Genomic DNA, 17,293 nt, shown 5'->3' on the forward strand with positions numbered 1-17,293 from the left:
GGGGGCTCCTGATCGGTGCGGGATGAGGGAGGGCGCGGCGCAGGCGGGCACGACGGCGCACGGCCGCCCGCGCCGCCGAGGTCAGCGCCGGAAGTGGTTGACCAGCGTGCCGAGGCCCTCGACCTCGGCCTCGAAGCGGTCGCCGTCGGAGACGGCGCCCACGCCGGCCGGCGTGCCGGTGAGGATGACGTCGCCGGGCAGCAGGGTGAAGGCCTGCGAGACCTGGGAGATGAGCTCGGGCACGCCGAAGATCATCTCGGAGGTCCGGCCCTGCTGGACGACGTCGCCGTTGAGCCGGCCGGTGATCTCCAGGTCCTCGACGTCCAGCTCCGTCTCCACCCAGGGACCGAGCGGCGTCGATCCGTCGAAGCCCTTGGCGCGGGCCCACTGGCCGTCGGTGCGCTGGGCGTCGCGGGCGGTGATGTCGTTGGCGACGGTGTAGCCGAAGATCACCTCGTCGACGCGCTCGCGCGGCACGTCCTTGCAGATCCGGCCGATGACGACGGCCAGCTCGGCCTCATAGCTGACCTCCTCGGAGAAGGAGGGCAGGGTGATCGGCTCGTTCGGCCCGGACACGGCGGTGTTGGGCACCAGGAACAGCAGCGGCGAGACCGGCGGCTCGCCGCCCATCTCGGCGATGTGGTCGGCGTAGTTGCGGCCGACGCCGACGACCTTGCTGCGGGGGATGATCGGGGCGACGAGCCGGACGTCGTCGACGGCATGCGAGGTCCCGGTCTGCTGGACGGATCCGTAGAACGGATCGCCGGTCAGCTCGGTGATGGTCTCCTCGCCGGGATCGCCGGTGACGATGCCGTAGGCGGGCTCGGCTTCAGTGACGAAACGTGCAATGCGCATGCCCGCCAGTCTACTCGTCGCGCCCCGAGCGCGCCGCCGGGCCGACGGCCCGCCTGCTCAGGCCAGCCGGTGCATCCAGCCGTGGCGGTCCGCGACCGCGCCGGTCTGGATGCCCAGCAGCTCCTCGCGGATGCTCGCGGTGACCTCCCCGGTGCCCGGGGAGGCGATGGTCGTCTCGCCGTCGACGAGCTCGCCGATCGGGGTGATCACCGCCGCAGTGCCGCAGGCGAAGGCTTCGACGATCGTGCCGTCCTCGATCCCGCGGGCCCACTCGTCGAGCGTGACCCGCCGCTCCTCGACCGTCAGACCGCGGTCCTGGGCCAGCTGGATCACCGAGTCGCGGGTCACACCCTCGAGGATCGTGCCGGTCAGCTGCGGAGTGATCAGCCGGCCGTCGGAGGTGACCAGGAAGACGTTCATGCCGCCGAGCTCCTCGACGGCGTTCTCGTGCAGCGGGTCCAGGAAGAGCACCTGGTCGCAGCCGTGCTCGGCGGCCTGGGCCTGCGCCGCCAGCGAGCCGGCGTAGTTGCCGCCGGTCTTCGCCGCGCCGGTGCCGCCGGGCCCCGACCGGGTGAAGTCCCGAGAGACCCAGATGCGCACCGGCTTCAGCTCGCCGCCGAAGTAGTTGCCCGCCGGCGAGGCGATGACCCGGTAGGAGACCTCGCGCGCCGGGCGGACGCCGAGGAAGGCCTCGGTGGCGATCATGAACGGACGCAGATACAGCGCCGCGCCCTCGCCCTCGGGCACCCAGGAGGAGTCCACGGCGAGCAGCTGCTCGAGCGACTCGACGAAGGCCTCCTCGTCGAGCTGCGGCAGGGCCATGCGCGCCGCCGAGCGGTTCATCCGCGCCGCATTGGCCCGCGGGCGGAAGGTGTACACGCCGCCGTCGGCGTGCCGATAGGCCTTCATGCCCTCGAAGACCTCCTGGGCGTAGTGCAGCACCGAGGCGGCCGGGTCCAGCGCGATCGGGCCGTAGGCCTCCACGCGGGCGTCGTGCCAGGAGCCGCCGTCGCCGTCGTCGGTCCAGTCGATGATCACCGTGTGGTCGCTGAAGTGCACGCCGAAGCCCGGATCGGCCAGGATCTCGCGGCGCCGATCCTGCGCGACGGGGTGCGGGTTCTCGATGACGTCGAACTGCATTCAGGACTGCCTTCCACTCGGCCGGTGCTTCAGGCCCACACTCTACCGCCGCTCCGGCGCGTGCTCGACCGGTCAGCCGGCGAGCACGCGCCGGAGCAGCGCCTCGCCGCGGGCGGCGGTGCTCAGCGCCGCCGAGGCCTGGGGATCGCGAGCCCAGTCGGCGATCTGCGCGTCGACGGCGGCCTGGATGCGGGCGGCCGGACCGGCGTGGCCGAGGTGCTGCAGCATCAGCGCCGCCGAGAGCACCGTCGCAGTGGGGTCGGCGATCTGCTCGCCGGCGATGTCCGGCGCCGACCCGTGGACCGGCTCGAACATCGAAGGGGCGGTGCCCTCGGCGTTGATCGAGCCGGAGGCGGCCAGTCCGATGCCGCCGCTGATGGCGCCGGCGAGGTCGGTGAGGATGTCGCCGAAGAGGTTGTCGGTGACGATCACGTCGAAGCGCGCCGGGTCCTGGACCATGTGGATGGTCGCGGCGTCGACGTGCATGTACTCCCAGCTCACGTCCGGGTGCTCGACGGCGGCCTCTTCCACGGCCCGGCGCCAGAGGTCGCCGGCCCGGGTGAGCACGTTGTGCTTGTGCACCAGGGTCAGCTTCCGCCGGCGGGAGGCCGCCCGGGCGAAGGCGTCGGCGACGACGCGCCGGACCCCGTGGGCGGTGTTCAGCGAGACCTCGGTGGCGATCTCCTGGGCGGTGCCGCGACGGATGGTGCCGCCGTTGCCCACGTAGGGGCCCTCGGTGCCCTCGCGGACGACGACGAAGTCGATCTGCGGGCCCGACTCCTCGCCGACGCCGCGCAGCGGCGAGGTCACCCCCGGGTAGGAGCGCGAGGGGCGCAGGTTGATCGCATGGTCCAGGCTGAAGCGCAGCTTCAGCAGCAGCTCCCGCTCGATCAGCCCCGAGGGGACGCGGTCGTCCTGGGGGTCAGCGCCGACGGCGCCGAAGAGGATCGCATCATGGCCGCGGAGCTTCTCGAGCGTGTCGTCCTCGAGCGTCTCGCCGGTCTCCAGCCAATGGGCGGCGCCCAGCGGGTACTCGGTGCAGCGCAGCCCGACGCCCGCGGAGTCCAGCACCGCCTCCAGCACACGCCGTGCTTCGGCGATGACCTCAGGTCCGATCCCGTCTCCGGGGATGACGGCAATGTCCAGGGTCGTCTGCGCAGAGGTGTCAGCCATGCCGCCCAGAGTAGGGCCCCGGCGCCGCGACGGCGAGAGGACGACGACGGCTCTCACCATCTGAGACCGGCGCGGCCCCACCGCCGGGACGCGCCGTCAGGCCCCCTCGCACGACGGCCCGGCGCCGCCGGGCGCCTCAGTCCTCGTGCCGGGGGAAGATCGGCTGCGGCTTCTCCAGCGGCGTCCCCGGCCGCAGCTGCTCGCCGAAGGCGGCGAAGCTCCGCGGCCCCTCCCCCGAGGCGGTGGTGCGGCCGGCATCGCCGGCCGCCGCGACACCGAGGGCGTCGAGCAGCCGGGTCGCCGACTCCGGCATCACCGGCTGAGCCAGCAGCGCGACGCGCCGGACGAGCTCGGCGGTCACGTAGAGCACTGTGGCCATCCGCTCCGGATCCGAGGCCTTCAGCTTCCAGGGCTGCTCGTCGGCGAAGTAGGCGTTGGCCTCGCCGAGCACGAACCAGGTCCGCTCCAGAGCCCGGTGGAAGTCCTGGACCTCGTAGGCCGCGCGGTTGATGTCCAGCAGCTCCTCGGCCTGGGCGAGGATCGCCCGGTCAGCCTCGGTGAGCTCGCCCGGCTCGGGCACGGCGCCGGCGCAGTTCTTCACGATCATCGACAGCGACCGCTGGGCCAGATTGCCCAGGTTGTTCGCCAGGTCCGCATTCTTCCGCCCGACGACGGCCTCGTGGGAGTACGAGCCGTCCTGGCCGAAGGGGAACTCGCGCAGCAGGAAGAAGCGCACCGCATCCAGGCCGTACTCCGCGACCCACTCGCGCGGGGCGACGACGTTGCCGACCGACTTCGACATCTTCTCGCCGGCGTTGTGCAGGAAGCCGTGGATCATCACGCGCTGCGGCAGCGGCAGCCCCGCGCTCATCAGGAAGGCCGGCCAGAAGATGCAGTGGAAGCGGGAGATGTCCTTGCCGATGATGTGCAGGTCGGCCGGCCAGTAGGCCTGGTAGTCCGCCGACTCGACGTCCGGGAAGCCGGCTCCGGTCAGATAGTTCGTCAGCGCGTCGACCCACACGTACATCACGTGGTTCTGCGTCGTCTCCGCCGCGGTGAGGTCGGCGGGCACCGGCACGCCCCAGTCGAAGGTGGTCCGCGAGATGGAGAGGTCCTCCAGACCGGACTCGACGAAGCGGATGACCTCGTTGAAGCGGCTGGCCGGCGCGGCGAACTCCGGATGGTCCCGGTAGAGCGCGAGCAGCTTCTCCTGATAGGCGGAGAGCCGGAAGAAGTAGCTCTCCTCCTCTGTCCAGGTGACCTCGGTGCCGGTCTCGGAGGCCCGGCGGACGCCGTCGTCGCCGACCTCGGTCTCGTCCTCGGCGAAGTAGCGCTCGTCGCGCACCGAGTACCAGCCGGCGTAGTCGGCCAGGTAGATGTCGCCGTTGTCCACCATGCGCCGCCAGATGGCCTGGGAGGCCTCGTAGTGGTCGGAGTCGGTGGTGCGGATGAACCGGTCGTAGGAGACGTCGAGGACCTCGTCGTCGACGTCGCGGATGGCCTGCGCATTGCGCGCGGCCAGCTCCAGCGGGGTGATGCCCTCGGCCTCCGCCGTCTGCTGGACCTTCTGGCCGTGCTCGTCGGTGCCGGTCAGGAACCGCACGTCGTAGCCGTCCAGCCGCTTGAACCGGGCCATCACGTCGGCGGAGATGTACTCGTAGGCATGGCCGATGTGCGGCTCACCGTTGGGATAGGTGATCGCCGTGGTCAGGTAGTAGGGGGAACGCTGCACAGAAGTCACATCGAGAATCTACCGCACCGGCGTCGACCGCGCCGAGCCGGTGACGTCGCCGCGACCGCCGCCACCGGCGCCGACGCCGCTCCCGACACCGCCCCAGACACGACGACGCCGGCCGCCGGTCCCTGCAGGGACCGGCGGCCGGCGTCGTGCGGCGGAGGCGAGTCGGACCGGCTCAGTCCGGTTCAGCCCGGCTCAGCCACGCTCCTCGAGGTCGACCTCGGCGGCCAGGGCGGCGCCGACCTCGTCGGCGATCTCGTCCAGCACCCCGGTCGGCAGCGCGGCGTCGACGGCCAGCACCGCCAGCGCGCGCTCCTCCTTGGTGCTCTGCGAGACCTGCATGCCGCCGATGTTCAGCCCGTGCTGGCCGAGGATCCGTCCCAGCGCGCCGACGACGCCGGGGCGGTCGGCGTACTCGAAGATCACCAGGTGCTCGGTCAGCGGGATCTCCAGGTCGTAGCCGTTGATCCCGATGATCTTCTCGACCTGCTTCGGCCCGGTGAGCGTGCCGCGGACCTCGAACTGCGCCCCGGAGGATGTCGCCCCGCGCACAGTGAGCGCGTTGCGATAGTCCCCGACGTCGGGCGTGGTCGTCAGCCGGGTGGTGATCCCGCGCTGCTCGGCGAGCACCGGCGCATTGACATAGGAGACCTGCTCGGAGACGACGTCGGTGAACAGGCCCTTCAGCGCGGCCAGCTGCAGGGCATCGACGTTGAGCTCGGCGATCTCGCCGGCGGCCTCGGTCTCCACATCGGTGAAGGCGTCGGAGCCGACGGCGGTGAGCACCCGGCCGAGCTTCTCGATCAGCGGGATGCCGGGGCGGACGAGCTCGTCGATCGCCCCGCCGGCGACATTGACCGCGTCCGGCACCAGCTCGCCGGCCAGGGCCAGGCGGACGGACTTCGCCACCGAGACGCCGGCCTTCTCCTGGGCCTCGGCGGTGGAGGCGCCCAGATGGGGGGTCACCACGACGTTCTCCCGGGAGAAGAACGGCAGGTGGGTGGACGGCTCGGAGGCGTAGACGTCGATCGCCGCCCCGCCGATGCTGCCGGCCTGCAGGGCCTGCTCCAGCGCGTCCTCGTCGACCAGGCCGCCGCGGGCGACGTTGACGACGTAGGCCGAGTCCTTCATCCGCTCGAAGGCCGCCGCGCCCAGCATGCCCAGCGTCTCCGGGGTCTTGGGCATATGGATCGTGACCACGTCGGCCCGCTCGTAGAGCTCCTCGAGGCTGAGCAGCTGCGCGCCGAGCTGATGCGCGCGGGCGGAGGTCACGTAGGGGTCGTAGGCGACGATCTCCATGCCGAAGGCCTTCATCCGCTCGGCGACCAGCCCGCCGATGCGGCCCAGGCCGATGACGCCGAGGACCTTGTCCTGCAGCTCCAGGCCGGCGTACTTCGAGCGCTTCCACTCCCCCGCCTTCAGCGCCGCCGTCGCCGGCGGGATGTTCCGCGCCAGTCCCAGGATGTGGGCGCAGGTCAGCTCGGCGGCGGAGACGATGTTCGACGTCGGCGCGTTGACCACCATCACGCCGGCCTCCGTGGCGGCGCTGATGTCGACGTTGTCCAGACCGACGCCGGCGCGGGCGACGACCTTCAGCCGGGGCGCCTGGGCGAGGACCTCGGCGTCGACGGTGGTGGCCGAGCGGACCATGAGGGCGTGGGCGTCGGCGAGATCGGCGGCGAGCCGGTCACGGTCGGTGCCGTCCGACTGGCGGATCTCGAAGTCGGGCCCGAGGGCCTCGACAGTGGCGGGCGAGAGTTCCTCGGCGAGGACGACGACGGGGCGGTTGCTGCTCACAGTGTCCTTCTTCTCGGTGGTGGTTGGATCGAGTCCGATCGACGGTGCGGACCTCAGCGGTGCGGGGCCGGGCCGCGGACGACCCGACCCCGCTCACTCTACTGCCTCCTGCCTGCTGCCCGACGACGGGTCAGCGGGAGGCGGTGCCCTCGGTGTAGTCGTCGTCCTCCGGGATCCAGGAGAACAGCTTGCGCAGCTGCCGCCCGGTGGACTCGATCGGGTGCGACTCGTTCTTCCGCCGCAGCTCGGCGAACTCCGGCGCGCCGGCGCGCTGGTCGTCCATGAACCGCTGGGCGAAGCTGCCGTCCTGGATCTCGCCCAGCACCGTCTTCATGTTCTCCTTGACCTCCGGGGAGATCACCCGGGGGCCGGAGACGTAGTCGCCGAACTCCGCGGTGTCGGAGATGGACCAGCGCTGCTTGGTCAGGCCGCCCTCGACCATCAGGTCGACGATGAGCTTCAGCTCGTGGAGGACCTCGAAGTAGGCGATCTCCGGCTGGTAGCCGGCCTCGGTCAGCGTCTCGAAGCCGTACTGGACCAGCTGCGAGGCGCCGCCGCAGAGCACCGCCTGCTCGCCGAAGAGGTCCGACTCGGTCTCCTCGGTGAAGGTGGTCTCGATGACGCCGGCACGGGTGCCGCCGATGCCCTTGGCGTAGGCCAGGGCGACGTCCTTGGCCTTCCCAGAGGGATTCTGCTCGACGGCGATCAGCGCCGGCACGCCGCGGCCGGCCTCATACTCGCGGCGCACCACGTGGCCCGGCCCCTTGGGGGCGACCATGGCGACGTCGACGTCGGCGGCCGGCTGGATGTAGTCGTAGCGGATGTTGAAGCCGTGGGAGAACAGCAGCACGTCGCCGGCCGACAGGTGCGGGGCGATCTCGGCGGCGTAGACGTCGGCCTGGTGCTGGTCCGGGACCAGCATCATCACGACGTCGGCCTCCGCGGCCGCCTCGGCCACCGTGGTCACGGTCAGGCCCTGCTCCTCGGCCTTGGCCTTCGAGGAGGAGCCCTCCTTGAGGCCGACGCGGACGTCGACGCCGGAGTCGCGCAGCGACAGCGAGTGGGCGTGGCCCTGGGAGCCGTAGCCGATCACCGCCACCTTCCGGTCGGACAGCACGGCGAGGTCGGCGTCGTCGTCGTAGTACAGGTCAGTCACTTCGAGGTCTCCTTGCGGGTCGGATATGGAGGGATCGTGCGGGTGGGACGGGCGGGGACGGGCCGGATCCGGCGGCGGATGCCCGCGGGCTCCGGCCTCCCCGTCACGGCTTCAGCGCCCGGTCGGTCATGGATCTCGCGCCCCGGCTGATCGCGAGCGTCCCGGACCGGACGATCTCGCGGATGCCGTAGGGCTCGAGCACGTCCAGCAGGGCGTTGAGCTTGTCGGGAGCCCCGGTGGCCTCGACGGTGAGCGAGTCGACCGAGACGTCGACGATCTTGGCGCGGAACAGGTCCACCGCCTGGGTCACCTGCAGCCGGGTCGGCGAGTCGGCCCTGACCTTGATCAGCAGGTGGTCGCGCTGCACCGAGGTCTCCGGCGCCAGCTCGATGATCTTGATGACGTTGATGAGCTTGTTCAGCTGCTTGGTGATCTGCTCCAGCAGCACCTCGTCGGCGCGGACGACCACGGTGATCCGGGAGAGACCGGCGATCTCCGAGGGCCCGACGGCCAGCGAGTCGATGTTGAAGGCCCGTCGGGAGAACAGCCCGGAGACCTTGGAGAGCACTCCGGGCACGTCCTCGACGAGCACGGACAGGGTGCGGCGTTCGGCCGTCTCGGCGCTCATGGTCACTCCTCCTCGTCCCAGTCCGGGGTCAGGTCGCGGGCGACCTGGATGTCGCTGTTGGAGACCCCCGCCGGCACCATCGGCCAGACCATGGAGTCGCGGCTGACCCGGAAGTCGACGACGACGGGCCGGTCGGTGATCGCCATGGCCTCGGCGATCGTCGCGTCCAGGTCCTCCTCGCGCTCGCAGCGCAGCCCCGCGCAGCCGTAGGCCTCGGCGAGCTTCACGAAGTCCGGGATCGGCACGACCTGGTCGCCGTGGCGGTCCATCGCCGTGTTCAGGTCGGTGTTGGAGTAGCGCGACTCGTAGAACAGCGTCTGCCACTGCCGCACCATGCCCAGCGAGGAGTTGTTGATCACCGCCACCTTGATCGGGATGCCGTTGATCGCGCAGGTGGCCAGCTCCTGGTTGGTCATCTGGAAGCAGCCGTCGCCGTCGATCGCCCAGACCACACGGTCCGGCTGGCCGACCTGCGCCCCCATCGCGGCGGGCACCGAGTAGCCCATGGTCCCCAGTCCGCCGGAGTTCAGCCACTGCCGGGGCCGCTCGAAGCCGATGAACTGCGAGGCCCACATCTGGTGCTGGCCGACGCCGGCGACGTAGACCGCCTCCGGGCCGGCGGCCTCGCCGATGCGCCGGATGACCTGCTGCGGGGCGGTCATGCCGTCCTCGGGCTCGGTCCAGCCCAGCGGGTAGGTGGTGCGCATCCGGTCCAGCTGGCGCCACCAGCTCTCCAGCTCCGGACGGCCCTCACGCTCGAAGACGTCGGTCACCGCCGTGGTCAGCTCGGGGACGATCTCCTTCAGCGAGCCGACGATCGGCACGTCCGCCAGCCGATTCTTCGAGATCTCGGCCGGGTCGACGTCGGCGTGGATGACCTTCGCGTCCGGGGCGAAGGAGTCCAGCGCCCCGGTGACGCGGTCGTCGAAGCGGGCGCCGAGGGTGATCAGCAGATCCGCCCGCTGCAGCGCGGCGACGGCGGCCACTGTGCCGTGCATGCCCGGCATCCCCAGGTTCTGCTCGTGCGAGTCGGGGAAGGCGCCGCGGGCCATCAGCGTCGTCGCCACCGGAGCGCCGGCGGCCTCGGCCAGGGCGCGGAACTCCTCGGAAGCCTCGGCCTTGACGACTCCGCCGCCGAGGTAGAAGACCGGACGGCGCGCCTGCTGGATGAGCTTGGCGGCCTCGCGGACCTGTTTGGCGTGCCCGCGGGTGACCGGCCGATAGCCGGTCAGTCCGATCTCGGGCGGCCAGGAGAACGTGGTCTTCGCGGCCTGGGCCGACTTGGTGATGTCCACCAGCACCGGGCCCGGGCGCCCCGAGGAGGCCAGGTGGAAGGCCTCGGCCATCACCTGCGGGATGGTCTCGGCGTCGGTGACCAGGAAGGAATGCTTGGTGATCGGCGCGGAGATCCCGACGATGTCGGCCTCCTGGAAGGCATCGGTGCCGATCACTGCGGCGTTGACCTGGCCGGTGATCGCGACCATCGGCACCGAGTCCATATGCGCGTCGGCCAGCGCGGTGACCAGGTTCGTCGCACCGGGTCCGGAGGTGGCCAGGCAGACGCCGACCTCCCCGGTCACCATGGCGTAGCCCTGCGCGGCGTGGCCGGCGCCCTGTTCGTGGCGGACCAGCACGTGATTGATCGTCGACGAGTCCATGAGCGGGTCGTAGGTCGGCAGGATCGCGCCGCCCGGGAGGCCGAACACATCGGTCACTCCGAGCGCCTCGAGGCTGCGGATGATGGACTCCGAGCCGGTCACCTCCACCGGCTCCACGGACAGGCCGGGGCCGTAGAGGCGATGATCGGCGGTCGTGGTGTGGCTAGGCCGGCTCCGCTCGGGGCTCGACGCCGGCGGAGCCGCTGGGCTCGTCGCAGCTGTTCTGCTCATCTGTGTGTTCCTGTATCCGGTCGGCAGGGGCTGCGCCCCCGGATGGATGCTGGCAAGTGACCCCGGAGATGAGAAGACCCCGGCGAGGAAGCGTCCCTGCGGGGGCTCTCTGCCGGGGTTTGAGCGTCATGCGTCAGCTCGAGTGCGACCGTCCGCCTGCTCGTCGACGAGCAGGATTCGGGCCGCCCTGAGGAACGTGGATCGTCACGCTTCCCCCGGCGGGAGGACGGGAGCTACTCGTAGCATCTGGCGCATGCCCCCAATGCTTCCCCGACGAGAGGGGCGAGTCAACAGGCGACTCACCCGTCTCACCATCTGGACTGCCCGTCGGGCCGCCCCGCGAGCGCGGCGCCTCCGGGCGCCGCGCCCCGACCGGAGGGCCGGGCGCGGACGGCGCGGAGGATCAGCCGCAGTAGGCTCCTTCGGCCGCCGAGCGGACCAGCTTGGCGTACTTGCCCAGCACCCCGGTGGTCGTCGTCGGGTCCAGCGGCTCCCATCCCTCGGCCCGGCGCGAGAGGTCCTGCGCGTCGACCAGCAGGTCGATGGTGCGCGAGGCGATGTCCACCCGGATCCGGTCGCCGTCGGCGATATGGGCGATGGGGCCGCCGTCGACCGCCTCCGGCGCGATGTGGCCGATGCACAGCCCGGTGGTGCCGCCGGAGAACCGGCCGTCGGTGATCAGCAGCACGTCCTTGCCCAGGCCCGCGCCCTTGATCGCGCCGGTGATCGCCAGCATCTCGCGCATGCCGGGCCCGCCCTTGGGCCCCTCGTAGCGGATGACGACGACGTCGCCGGCGGTGATGCTGCCGGCGGACAGCGCATCCAGCGCGGCCTGCTCGCGCTCGAAGACCCGCGCAGTGCCTTCGAAGACCTCGGCGTCGAAGCCCGCCGACTTCACGACCGCACCCTCCGGCGCGAGCGAGCCGCGCAGCACCGCGATGCCGCCGTTGTGGTGCATCGGGTCCTGCAGCGACCGGATGATCGAGCCGTCGAGGTCCGGCGGATCGATCTCGGCCAGGTTCTCGGCGACGGTGCGGCCGGTGACGGTCAGTGCGTCGCCGTGCAGCAGTCCGGCGTCGAGCAGCGCCCGCATGACCACCGGCACGCCGCCGACGCGGTCGACGTCGGCCATCACGTACTGGCCGAAGGGCTTGAGGTCGCCCAGGTGCGGGATCCGGTCGCCGATCCGGTTGAAGTCCTCCAGCGCGAGGTCGACCCCGGCCTCACGGGCGATGGCCAGCAGGTGCAGCACCGCGTTGGTGGATCCGCCGAAGGCCATCGTGACCGCGATGGCGTTCTCGAAGGCCTGCTTGGTGAGGATGTCGCGGGTGGTGATCCCCCGCCGGAGCAGCTCGACGACGGCCTCGCCGGCGCGGTGGGCGAAGACGTCGCGGCGCCGGTCCGCCGATGGCGGAGCGGCCGAGCCGGGCAGCGAGAGCCCGAGGGCCTCGCCGATGGCGGCCATCGTGTTGGCGGTGTACATGCCGCCGCAGGCCCCCTCGCCGGGGCAGATGGCGCGCTCGATGACCCCGAGGTCCTCCTCGCTGATGGTCCCGCGGGCGCAGGCCCCGACACCCTCGAAGGCGTCGATGAGGGTGACCTCCTTCTCGCTGCCGTCGGAGAACCGCGCGGTGCCCGGCATGATGGAGCCGGCGTAGAGGAAGACGCTGGAGAGGTCCAGGCGCGCCGCGGCCATCATCATCCCGGGCAGCGACTTGTCGCAGCCGGCCAGCAGGATGGAGCCGTCCAGTCGCTCGGCCTCCATGACCGTCTCCACGGAGTCGGCGATGACCTCGCGGGAGACCAGCGAGTAGTGCATCCCCTCATGCCCCATGGAGATCCCGTCGGAGACCGAGATCGTGCCGAACTCCAGCGGGTAGCCACCGCCGGCGTGCACACCCTCCTTGGAGGCGCGGGCCAGCCGGTCCAGCGAGAGGTTGCACGGAGTGATCTCGTTCCACGAGCTCGCGATGCCGATCTGCGCCTTGCCGAAGTCCTGGTCGCCCATCCCGACCGCACGGAGCATGCCGCGGGACGGCGCGCTGGTGTAGCCGTCGGTGACCTGCCAGCTGCGCGGCTTCTCCGGGACGCTCGGACCGGTGACCGGCGTCGGCGGGGTGTGGGGCGCCTCCTCGGCGGCGCCCCGTGCGGGGTCCTCTGGGGTGCTGTGTGCCATGGTGCGATTCTATGCCCTGGTCGGCGCGGAACGACGACAGCCCCGCCGCCGTCTCAGCATGCAGGACGCTCCGGAGAGCGTCGCAGCACAGTGCTGCGGGACGACGACGGGGCTGTTCCTCCCCTCGACGGCGGCGGCCCGCTCCGAGGGGCGACCTCGAGCGACCTGAGGCCCCGCCGCATCCGACGCGCCGCACCACCAGCGCCCCGGCATCCGTCGGCCGGGTGGACCGGCCACGACTCCCTCACACTGTGAGGTGAGTCGCTTTAACGTGACATTACCGGGTCGAGGGATCGATCACAAGAGCGGCGGCCGAGAGATGACATGGTCCGGTGCTGCGACGTCCCGGACGGCGGCCGAGCGGGACGCCGCGCCGCCGGGCCCGTATCCGGGCATCCCGCTACAGTGGACGCCATGGCCCGAGCCGACTCCCGCACCGATCCGCCGCGCGGCCGGCAGGCCGATCCGCACGATGCGGACCGGCGACCTGCCGTGGTCGGCGCCGTCGTCGATGCGCAGACGCGCTGCGCGCACTATGCCGGCGCGCTGGACGTGGTGGCGATCCGCTTCCGCTGCTGCGACCGGTGGTACCCCTGCCTGCACTGCCACGACGCGGCCGAGGAGCACGCGCCCGTCCCCTGGCCCCGCGCCGAGCACGACGCGGCGGCGCTGCTCTGCGGCGTCTGCGGTGCGCGGCTGACGATCCGCGCCTATCTCGCGGCCGACGCCGTGCGGCCGGCCTGCCCGGCCTGCGGTGCGGCCTTCAATCCCGGGTGCCGGAAGCACCACCCGGCGTACTTCGAGAGCTGAGCCGCTCCCCCGCCCGCGGAGGGCGGAGTGACGGAGGACTCAGTCCATCTGGTCGACGACGGTCTCGGCGACCTCGCGCATGCTCAGCCGGCGGTCCATCGAGGTCTTCTGGATCCAGCGGAAGGCCTCCGGCTCGCTGAGCCCCATCTTGGTGGTCAGCAGCGACTTCGCCCGGTCGACCAGCTTGCGGGTCTCGAACTTGTCGTTGAGCGAGGCGACCTCCTGCTCCAGGGCACGGATCTCGTCGAAGCGCGCGACGGCGACCTCGATGGCCGGGATGAGGTCGTTCTCGGTGAAGGGCTTGACCACGTAGGCCATCGCCCCGGCCTCGCGGGCGCTCTCGACGAGATCCCGCTGGGAGAAGGCGGTGAGCATGACCACCGGAGCGATCTGCTCCTCGGCGATCGTCGTCGCGGCGGTGATGCCGTCCATCACCGGCATCTTCACGTCCATGACCACCAGCTCCGGATCGTGCTCGCGGGCCAGCTCGACGGCCTGCTCGCCGTCGTCGGCCTGCGCGACGACCTCGTACCCCGCTCCGTCGAGGATCTCGACGATGTCCAGACGGATGAGCGTCTCATCCTCGGCGACGAGCACGCGGCGCTTGCCGGCCCCGCCGTCGGACGCTGCGTCGGATGCGGCCTCGGCTGATGCGGAGTTCTGCTCTTCGGTCACCGTTCTCCTTCGGATGGGGCTCATCTGCTGGTGCGAGGCCGCCCATGCCGCCGATCCCGGCGGCGCGGCCGAATTGTCCACCCCAGCGTATCGCCCGGTATGCTGATCAGGCACCTCGAGTCCGCCGGCCACGCCGGCACGCCTGTCGACGACGTCGCCGCCTCCGGCGGCCCCTGGCGCCCGGACTCGAGCGGCCACCAGCCCGAATGGCGGAATCGGTAGACGCGCCGCACTCAAAATGCGGTACCACTGGTGTGCGGGTTCGAGTCCCGCTTCGGGCACCTGGGTGATGTCGCGGGACATCGTGGACCGAGGTCCCGGCACGCGCTCGGCATGCGGCCGCCGTGCTGCCTGTCCGCCCCACCGTGCTGGAGGCACACCTGGTGTGTCGGGAATCGGCCCCGGACGCCGTCTGCGTGACGCATCTCGTGTGCGACGGCTCGGCCGCGTCGTGCCGACGGACACCGGGAGGCGCCCTGCACGGAGAGAGTGTCACGACGAGGTCCGCCGCTCCCCCACCTCGCGACTCACCGCCTCCACGACGTCCATCCAGTCGCGCCGATCGCGATGCTCGCCCCGGAGGTACCACCCGGGGCGATGGTGTTCGCAGTCCTCCACCCAGAGGCACAATCGACTGAGGATCTCGCTCACATGATCCTCGTCGATGTACCCGCAGTAGGCCCACGCCTCGAGGATCGGCACGAGCTCGCTCGGGCGCAGCATCTCGTCCTCCGACGGCGTGCAATCGAGCCGCGCCGCGAGCTCCCGCCGCTCCGTCTGATAATCCGCCATGGCGACCCCCTCGTCACCCGCGCCCCTCACCCCATGCGCGGCGATCCGGACACATGAGTCCGGGGACGTCGACCATATCGACTGCGCCCGGCCGGGCACCAGGGTCTCCCGGCCGGCCGGGGCGGCGGAGGAGGCCCGACGATGAAGTGGCCTGACGACGAGGTCCGCTCTAGACTCGAGCACCGTGCCCTCCGCCGCAGCCCGACTCACCCCCGGACCGCGCCGTGCCGCGCGGCGACGAGCCGCCCACCTCCTCTCGGAGGCGCTCAGCCCCTTCATCCTGGTGACGCTCGTGCTGGTCTGGGTGGCGCTGCTCACCGACCCCCGCTGGTGGTGGGCCGCCCTGTTCTCGGCCGTCTTCTTCGCGGGAATTCCCTGGCTGGCATCGCGCGCGATGGTCCGCCGCGGGCTGGCCACCGATCCGTTCATCCGGCACCGACGCCAACGGCACCTGTTCTACGGGATCGCGCTGGCGTCGATGCTGCTCGGCGCCGCATCCCTGCTGCTGGTGCCCACCAGCGAGGCCGTGCGCTGGTCCGGCGTCCTCGGCGTCGGGACTCAGCTGACGGCGTTGATCATCAATACCAGGCTCAAGATCAGCATCCATGCGCTGACCGCCGCTCTGGCCGCCGTCATCGTGCCCGCCGGCCTCGACCATCCGGTCTGGTGGGTCGTCGGCATGCTGGTCTGGGCGGCCGCGTCCTGGTCGCGCCTGGAGCTGCGACGCCATACGGGCCTCGACATCGTTCTCGGCTCACTGCTCGGCGCCTCAGTGGGTGCAGCCCTGCTGGCCATCCTCGGCGGACTGCCCACGATGGGCTGACGCGCGGGGTCCGCGACGGCGCACGCCGTGACCGGCCGCCCCGGACACGACGACGCCCCCGCGACCCGGCGAGGTCGCGAGGGCGGGGCGTCGTCCCGGCGTCCCGGGCAGGATCAGCCGCTCAGAGCGGGCTGGAGGCGCTCTTCGCCGGCCACGGACCGACCGGCTCCTTGTTCGGCGGCGCGATGTCGCCGCGCTGCAGAGTCGCCAGATCCGCGCTGTCGGGGATGTCGCCGATGCGGTGGACCTTGACCATGTTGGTGGTGCCGGCCTGACCGGGAGGCGAGCCGGCGGCGATGACCACCAGGTCATCGGGCTTCGCGATGCCCTCCTCCAGCAGGAGCTTGTCCACCTGGGCGGTCATCTTGTCGGTGTGCGAGGCGAATTCTACCCAGCGGGGCTGCACGCCCCAGGACAGGCACAGGATGTTGTGCGTGTGCTCGACGTGGGTGAAGGCGAAGATCGGCTGGACCGGGCGGAGCCGGGAGAGCCGCCGCGCCGAGTCGCCCGACCGGGTGAAGGTGGCCAGGTAGTCGATGTCCAGCTGCTCGGCCATCTCGGCGGCCGCGCGGGTGATCGCCCCGCCCCGGGTCCGCGGCAGCGTGCCCAGCGGAGGGATGCGGCTCAGCCCCTTGCGCTCGGTGGCGGCGATGATGCTGGACATCGTCTCCACTGTGCGCACCGGGTACTGTCCGACCGAGGTCTCGCCGGAGAGCATGACCGCGTCGGCGCCGTCGAGCACCGCGTTGGCGCAGTCGGAGGCCTCCGCGCGGGTCGGCCGCGGGTTGTCGACCATCGACTCCAGCACCTGAGTGGCCACGATGACCGGCTTCGCCCAACGGCGGGCCAGCTCGATGGCCCGCTTCTGCACCAGCGGGACCTCCTCCAGCGGGAGCTCCACGCCCAGATCGCCGCGGGCGACCATGATCGCGTCGAAGGCGTCGACGACGTCCTGCAGCGCGTCGACCGCCTGGGGCTTCTCCACCTTGGCGATGACGGGCACCCGGCGGCCCTCCTCGTCCATGATGCGGTGGACCGCCTCGACGTCGGAGGCGTCGCGGACGAAGGACAGCGCGATCATGTCGAAGCCGGTGCGCAGCGCCCAGCGCAGGTCGTCCTCGTCCTTGTCGCTCAGCGCGGGGACGGAGACGGCGACGCCGGGCAGGTTGATGCCCTTGTTGTCCGACACCGGGCCGGCCACGGTCACCTCGGTGACCACCTCGGTCTCGGTCACCTCGACGGCGCGCAGCGAGACCTTGCCGTCGTCGATGAGCAGCGTGTCACCGGGCTCGACGTCGCCGGGCAGGCCCTTGAACGTGGTCGAGCAGCGCTCCTTGGTGCCCTCGACGTCCTCGGTGGTGATCGTGAAGCGGTCGCCGACGGCGAGCTCGTGGCCGCCCTCGACGAAGCGGCCCAGACGGATCTTCGGACCCTGCAGGTCGGCGAAGAGCGCGACGGCGCGGCGCAGGTCCTTCGAGACCTCGCGGACGGTGTTGTAGGTCTGCTCGTGGACGCTGTAGTCCCCGTGGCTCATGTTCACCCGGGCCACGTCCACGCCGGCCTCGACGAGCCGACGCGTGGTCTCATATCCCTCGGTGGCCGGCCCGAAGGTCGCGACGATCTTGGCGTGTCTCATGCCTC

Annotated in this window: 14 protein-coding genes and 1 tRNA gene; 3 read left to right on the forward strand and 12 right to left on the reverse strand. The window is 71.3% G+C overall.

The window, feature by feature from the left end:
* Positions 1 to 81 precede the first annotated feature (81 nt).
* The 9 genes from GCL72_RS06585 to ilvD form a co-directional block, all read right to left on the reverse strand.
* Positions 82 to 855 carry a fumarylacetoacetate hydrolase family protein gene (locus tag GCL72_RS06585; protein WP_153143900.1) on the reverse strand — a complete coding sequence of 258 codons (774 nt, stop codon included), beginning with the start codon at positions 853 to 855 and terminating at the stop codon, positions 82 to 84.
* A gap of 57 nt (positions 856 to 912) precedes the next feature.
* Positions 913 to 1,995, reverse strand: coding sequence for a branched-chain amino acid aminotransferase (locus GCL72_RS06590; RefSeq protein ID WP_153143901.1), 1,083 nt, complete (start codon positions 1,993 to 1,995; stop codon positions 913 to 915).
* Positions 1,996 to 2,067: 72 nt separating this feature from the next.
* Entirely contained in the window at positions 2,068 to 3,168 is a 1,101-nt protein-coding gene (locus GCL72_RS06595; protein WP_153143902.1) for a 3-isopropylmalate dehydrogenase, read from the reverse strand.
* A 136-nt stretch (positions 3,169 to 3,304) separates the two neighbouring features.
* On the reverse strand, positions 3,305 to 4,909 hold the full coding sequence (gene metG, locus GCL72_RS06600; RefSeq protein ID WP_153143903.1) for a methionine--tRNA ligase: 1,605 nt from the start codon (positions 4,907 to 4,909) through the stop codon (positions 3,305 to 3,307).
* Positions 4,910 to 5,101: 192 nt separating this feature from the next.
* Positions 5,102 to 6,703, reverse strand: a complete 1,602-nt coding sequence (gene serA, locus GCL72_RS06605; RefSeq protein WP_153143904.1) for a phosphoglycerate dehydrogenase — start codon at positions 6,701 to 6,703, stop codon at positions 5,102 to 5,104.
* 130 nt (positions 6,704 to 6,833) lie between these two features.
* Positions 6,834 to 7,859, reverse strand: coding sequence for a ketol-acid reductoisomerase (gene ilvC / locus GCL72_RS06610; RefSeq protein ID WP_153143905.1), 1,026 nt, complete (start codon positions 7,857 to 7,859; stop codon positions 6,834 to 6,836).
* A gap of 103 nt (positions 7,860 to 7,962) precedes the next feature.
* Positions 7,963 to 8,487 (reverse strand): acetolactate synthase small subunit, encoded by a 525-nt coding sequence (ilvN, locus tag GCL72_RS06615; protein WP_153143906.1) that lies wholly within the window; start codon positions 8,485 to 8,487, stop codon positions 7,963 to 7,965.
* Positions 8,488 to 8,489: 2 nt separating this feature from the next.
* Positions 8,490 to 10,376, reverse strand: coding sequence for an acetolactate synthase large subunit (locus GCL72_RS06620; protein WP_246161052.1), 1,887 nt, complete (start codon positions 10,374 to 10,376; stop codon positions 8,490 to 8,492).
* Positions 10,377 to 10,779: 403 nt separating this feature from the next.
* On the reverse strand, positions 10,780 to 12,552 hold the full coding sequence (gene ilvD, locus GCL72_RS06625) for a dihydroxy-acid dehydratase (protein ID WP_153143907.1): 1,773 nt from the start codon (positions 12,550 to 12,552) through the stop codon (positions 10,780 to 10,782).
* Between the two features lie 414 nt (positions 12,553 to 12,966).
* Here ilvD and GCL72_RS06630 point away from each other — a divergent pair, with 414 nt between their 5' ends.
* Positions 12,967 to 13,362: a CHY zinc finger protein gene (locus GCL72_RS06630; protein ID WP_153143908.1), complete on the forward strand. Its 396-nt coding sequence runs from the start codon at positions 12,967 to 12,969 to the stop codon at positions 13,360 to 13,362.
* A 39-nt stretch (positions 13,363 to 13,401) separates the two neighbouring features.
* Here the strand turns inward: GCL72_RS06630 and GCL72_RS06635 are convergent, their stop codons facing one another.
* Entirely contained in the window at positions 13,402 to 14,037 is a 636-nt protein-coding gene (locus tag GCL72_RS06635) for an ANTAR domain-containing response regulator (RefSeq protein WP_170289577.1), read from the reverse strand.
* A 200-nt stretch (positions 14,038 to 14,237) separates the two neighbouring features.
* On the opposite strand from GCL72_RS06635, the gene GCL72_RS06640 reads away from it, so the two are divergent.
* Positions 14,238 to 14,318: transfer RNA gene (locus GCL72_RS06640), tRNA-Leu, on the forward strand.
* Between the two features lie 211 nt (positions 14,319 to 14,529).
* Here GCL72_RS06640 and GCL72_RS06645 read toward each other — a convergent pair.
* Positions 14,530 to 14,829, reverse strand: coding sequence for a hypothetical protein (locus tag GCL72_RS06645; protein ID WP_153143910.1), 300 nt, complete (start codon positions 14,827 to 14,829; stop codon positions 14,530 to 14,532).
* A 184-nt stretch (positions 14,830 to 15,013) separates the two neighbouring features.
* Between GCL72_RS06645 and GCL72_RS06650 the strand changes: the two genes are divergently transcribed.
* Positions 15,014 to 15,652: a hypothetical protein gene (locus GCL72_RS06650; RefSeq protein ID WP_153143911.1), complete on the forward strand. Its 639-nt coding sequence runs from the start codon at positions 15,014 to 15,016 to the stop codon at positions 15,650 to 15,652.
* Between the two features lie 121 nt (positions 15,653 to 15,773).
* Here the strand turns inward: GCL72_RS06650 and pyk are convergent, their stop codons facing one another.
* Positions 15,774 to 17,288, reverse strand: a complete 1,515-nt coding sequence (pyk, locus tag GCL72_RS06655; RefSeq protein WP_153143912.1) for a pyruvate kinase — start codon at positions 17,286 to 17,288, stop codon at positions 15,774 to 15,776.
* Positions 17,289 to 17,293: the final 5 nt, after the last annotated feature.

The sequence above is a fragment of the Nesterenkonia halophila genome (genome assembly GCF_009467795.1).
GTDB classification, from domain to species: Bacteria; Actinomycetota; Actinomycetes; order Actinomycetales; family Micrococcaceae; genus Nesterenkonia; species Nesterenkonia halobia.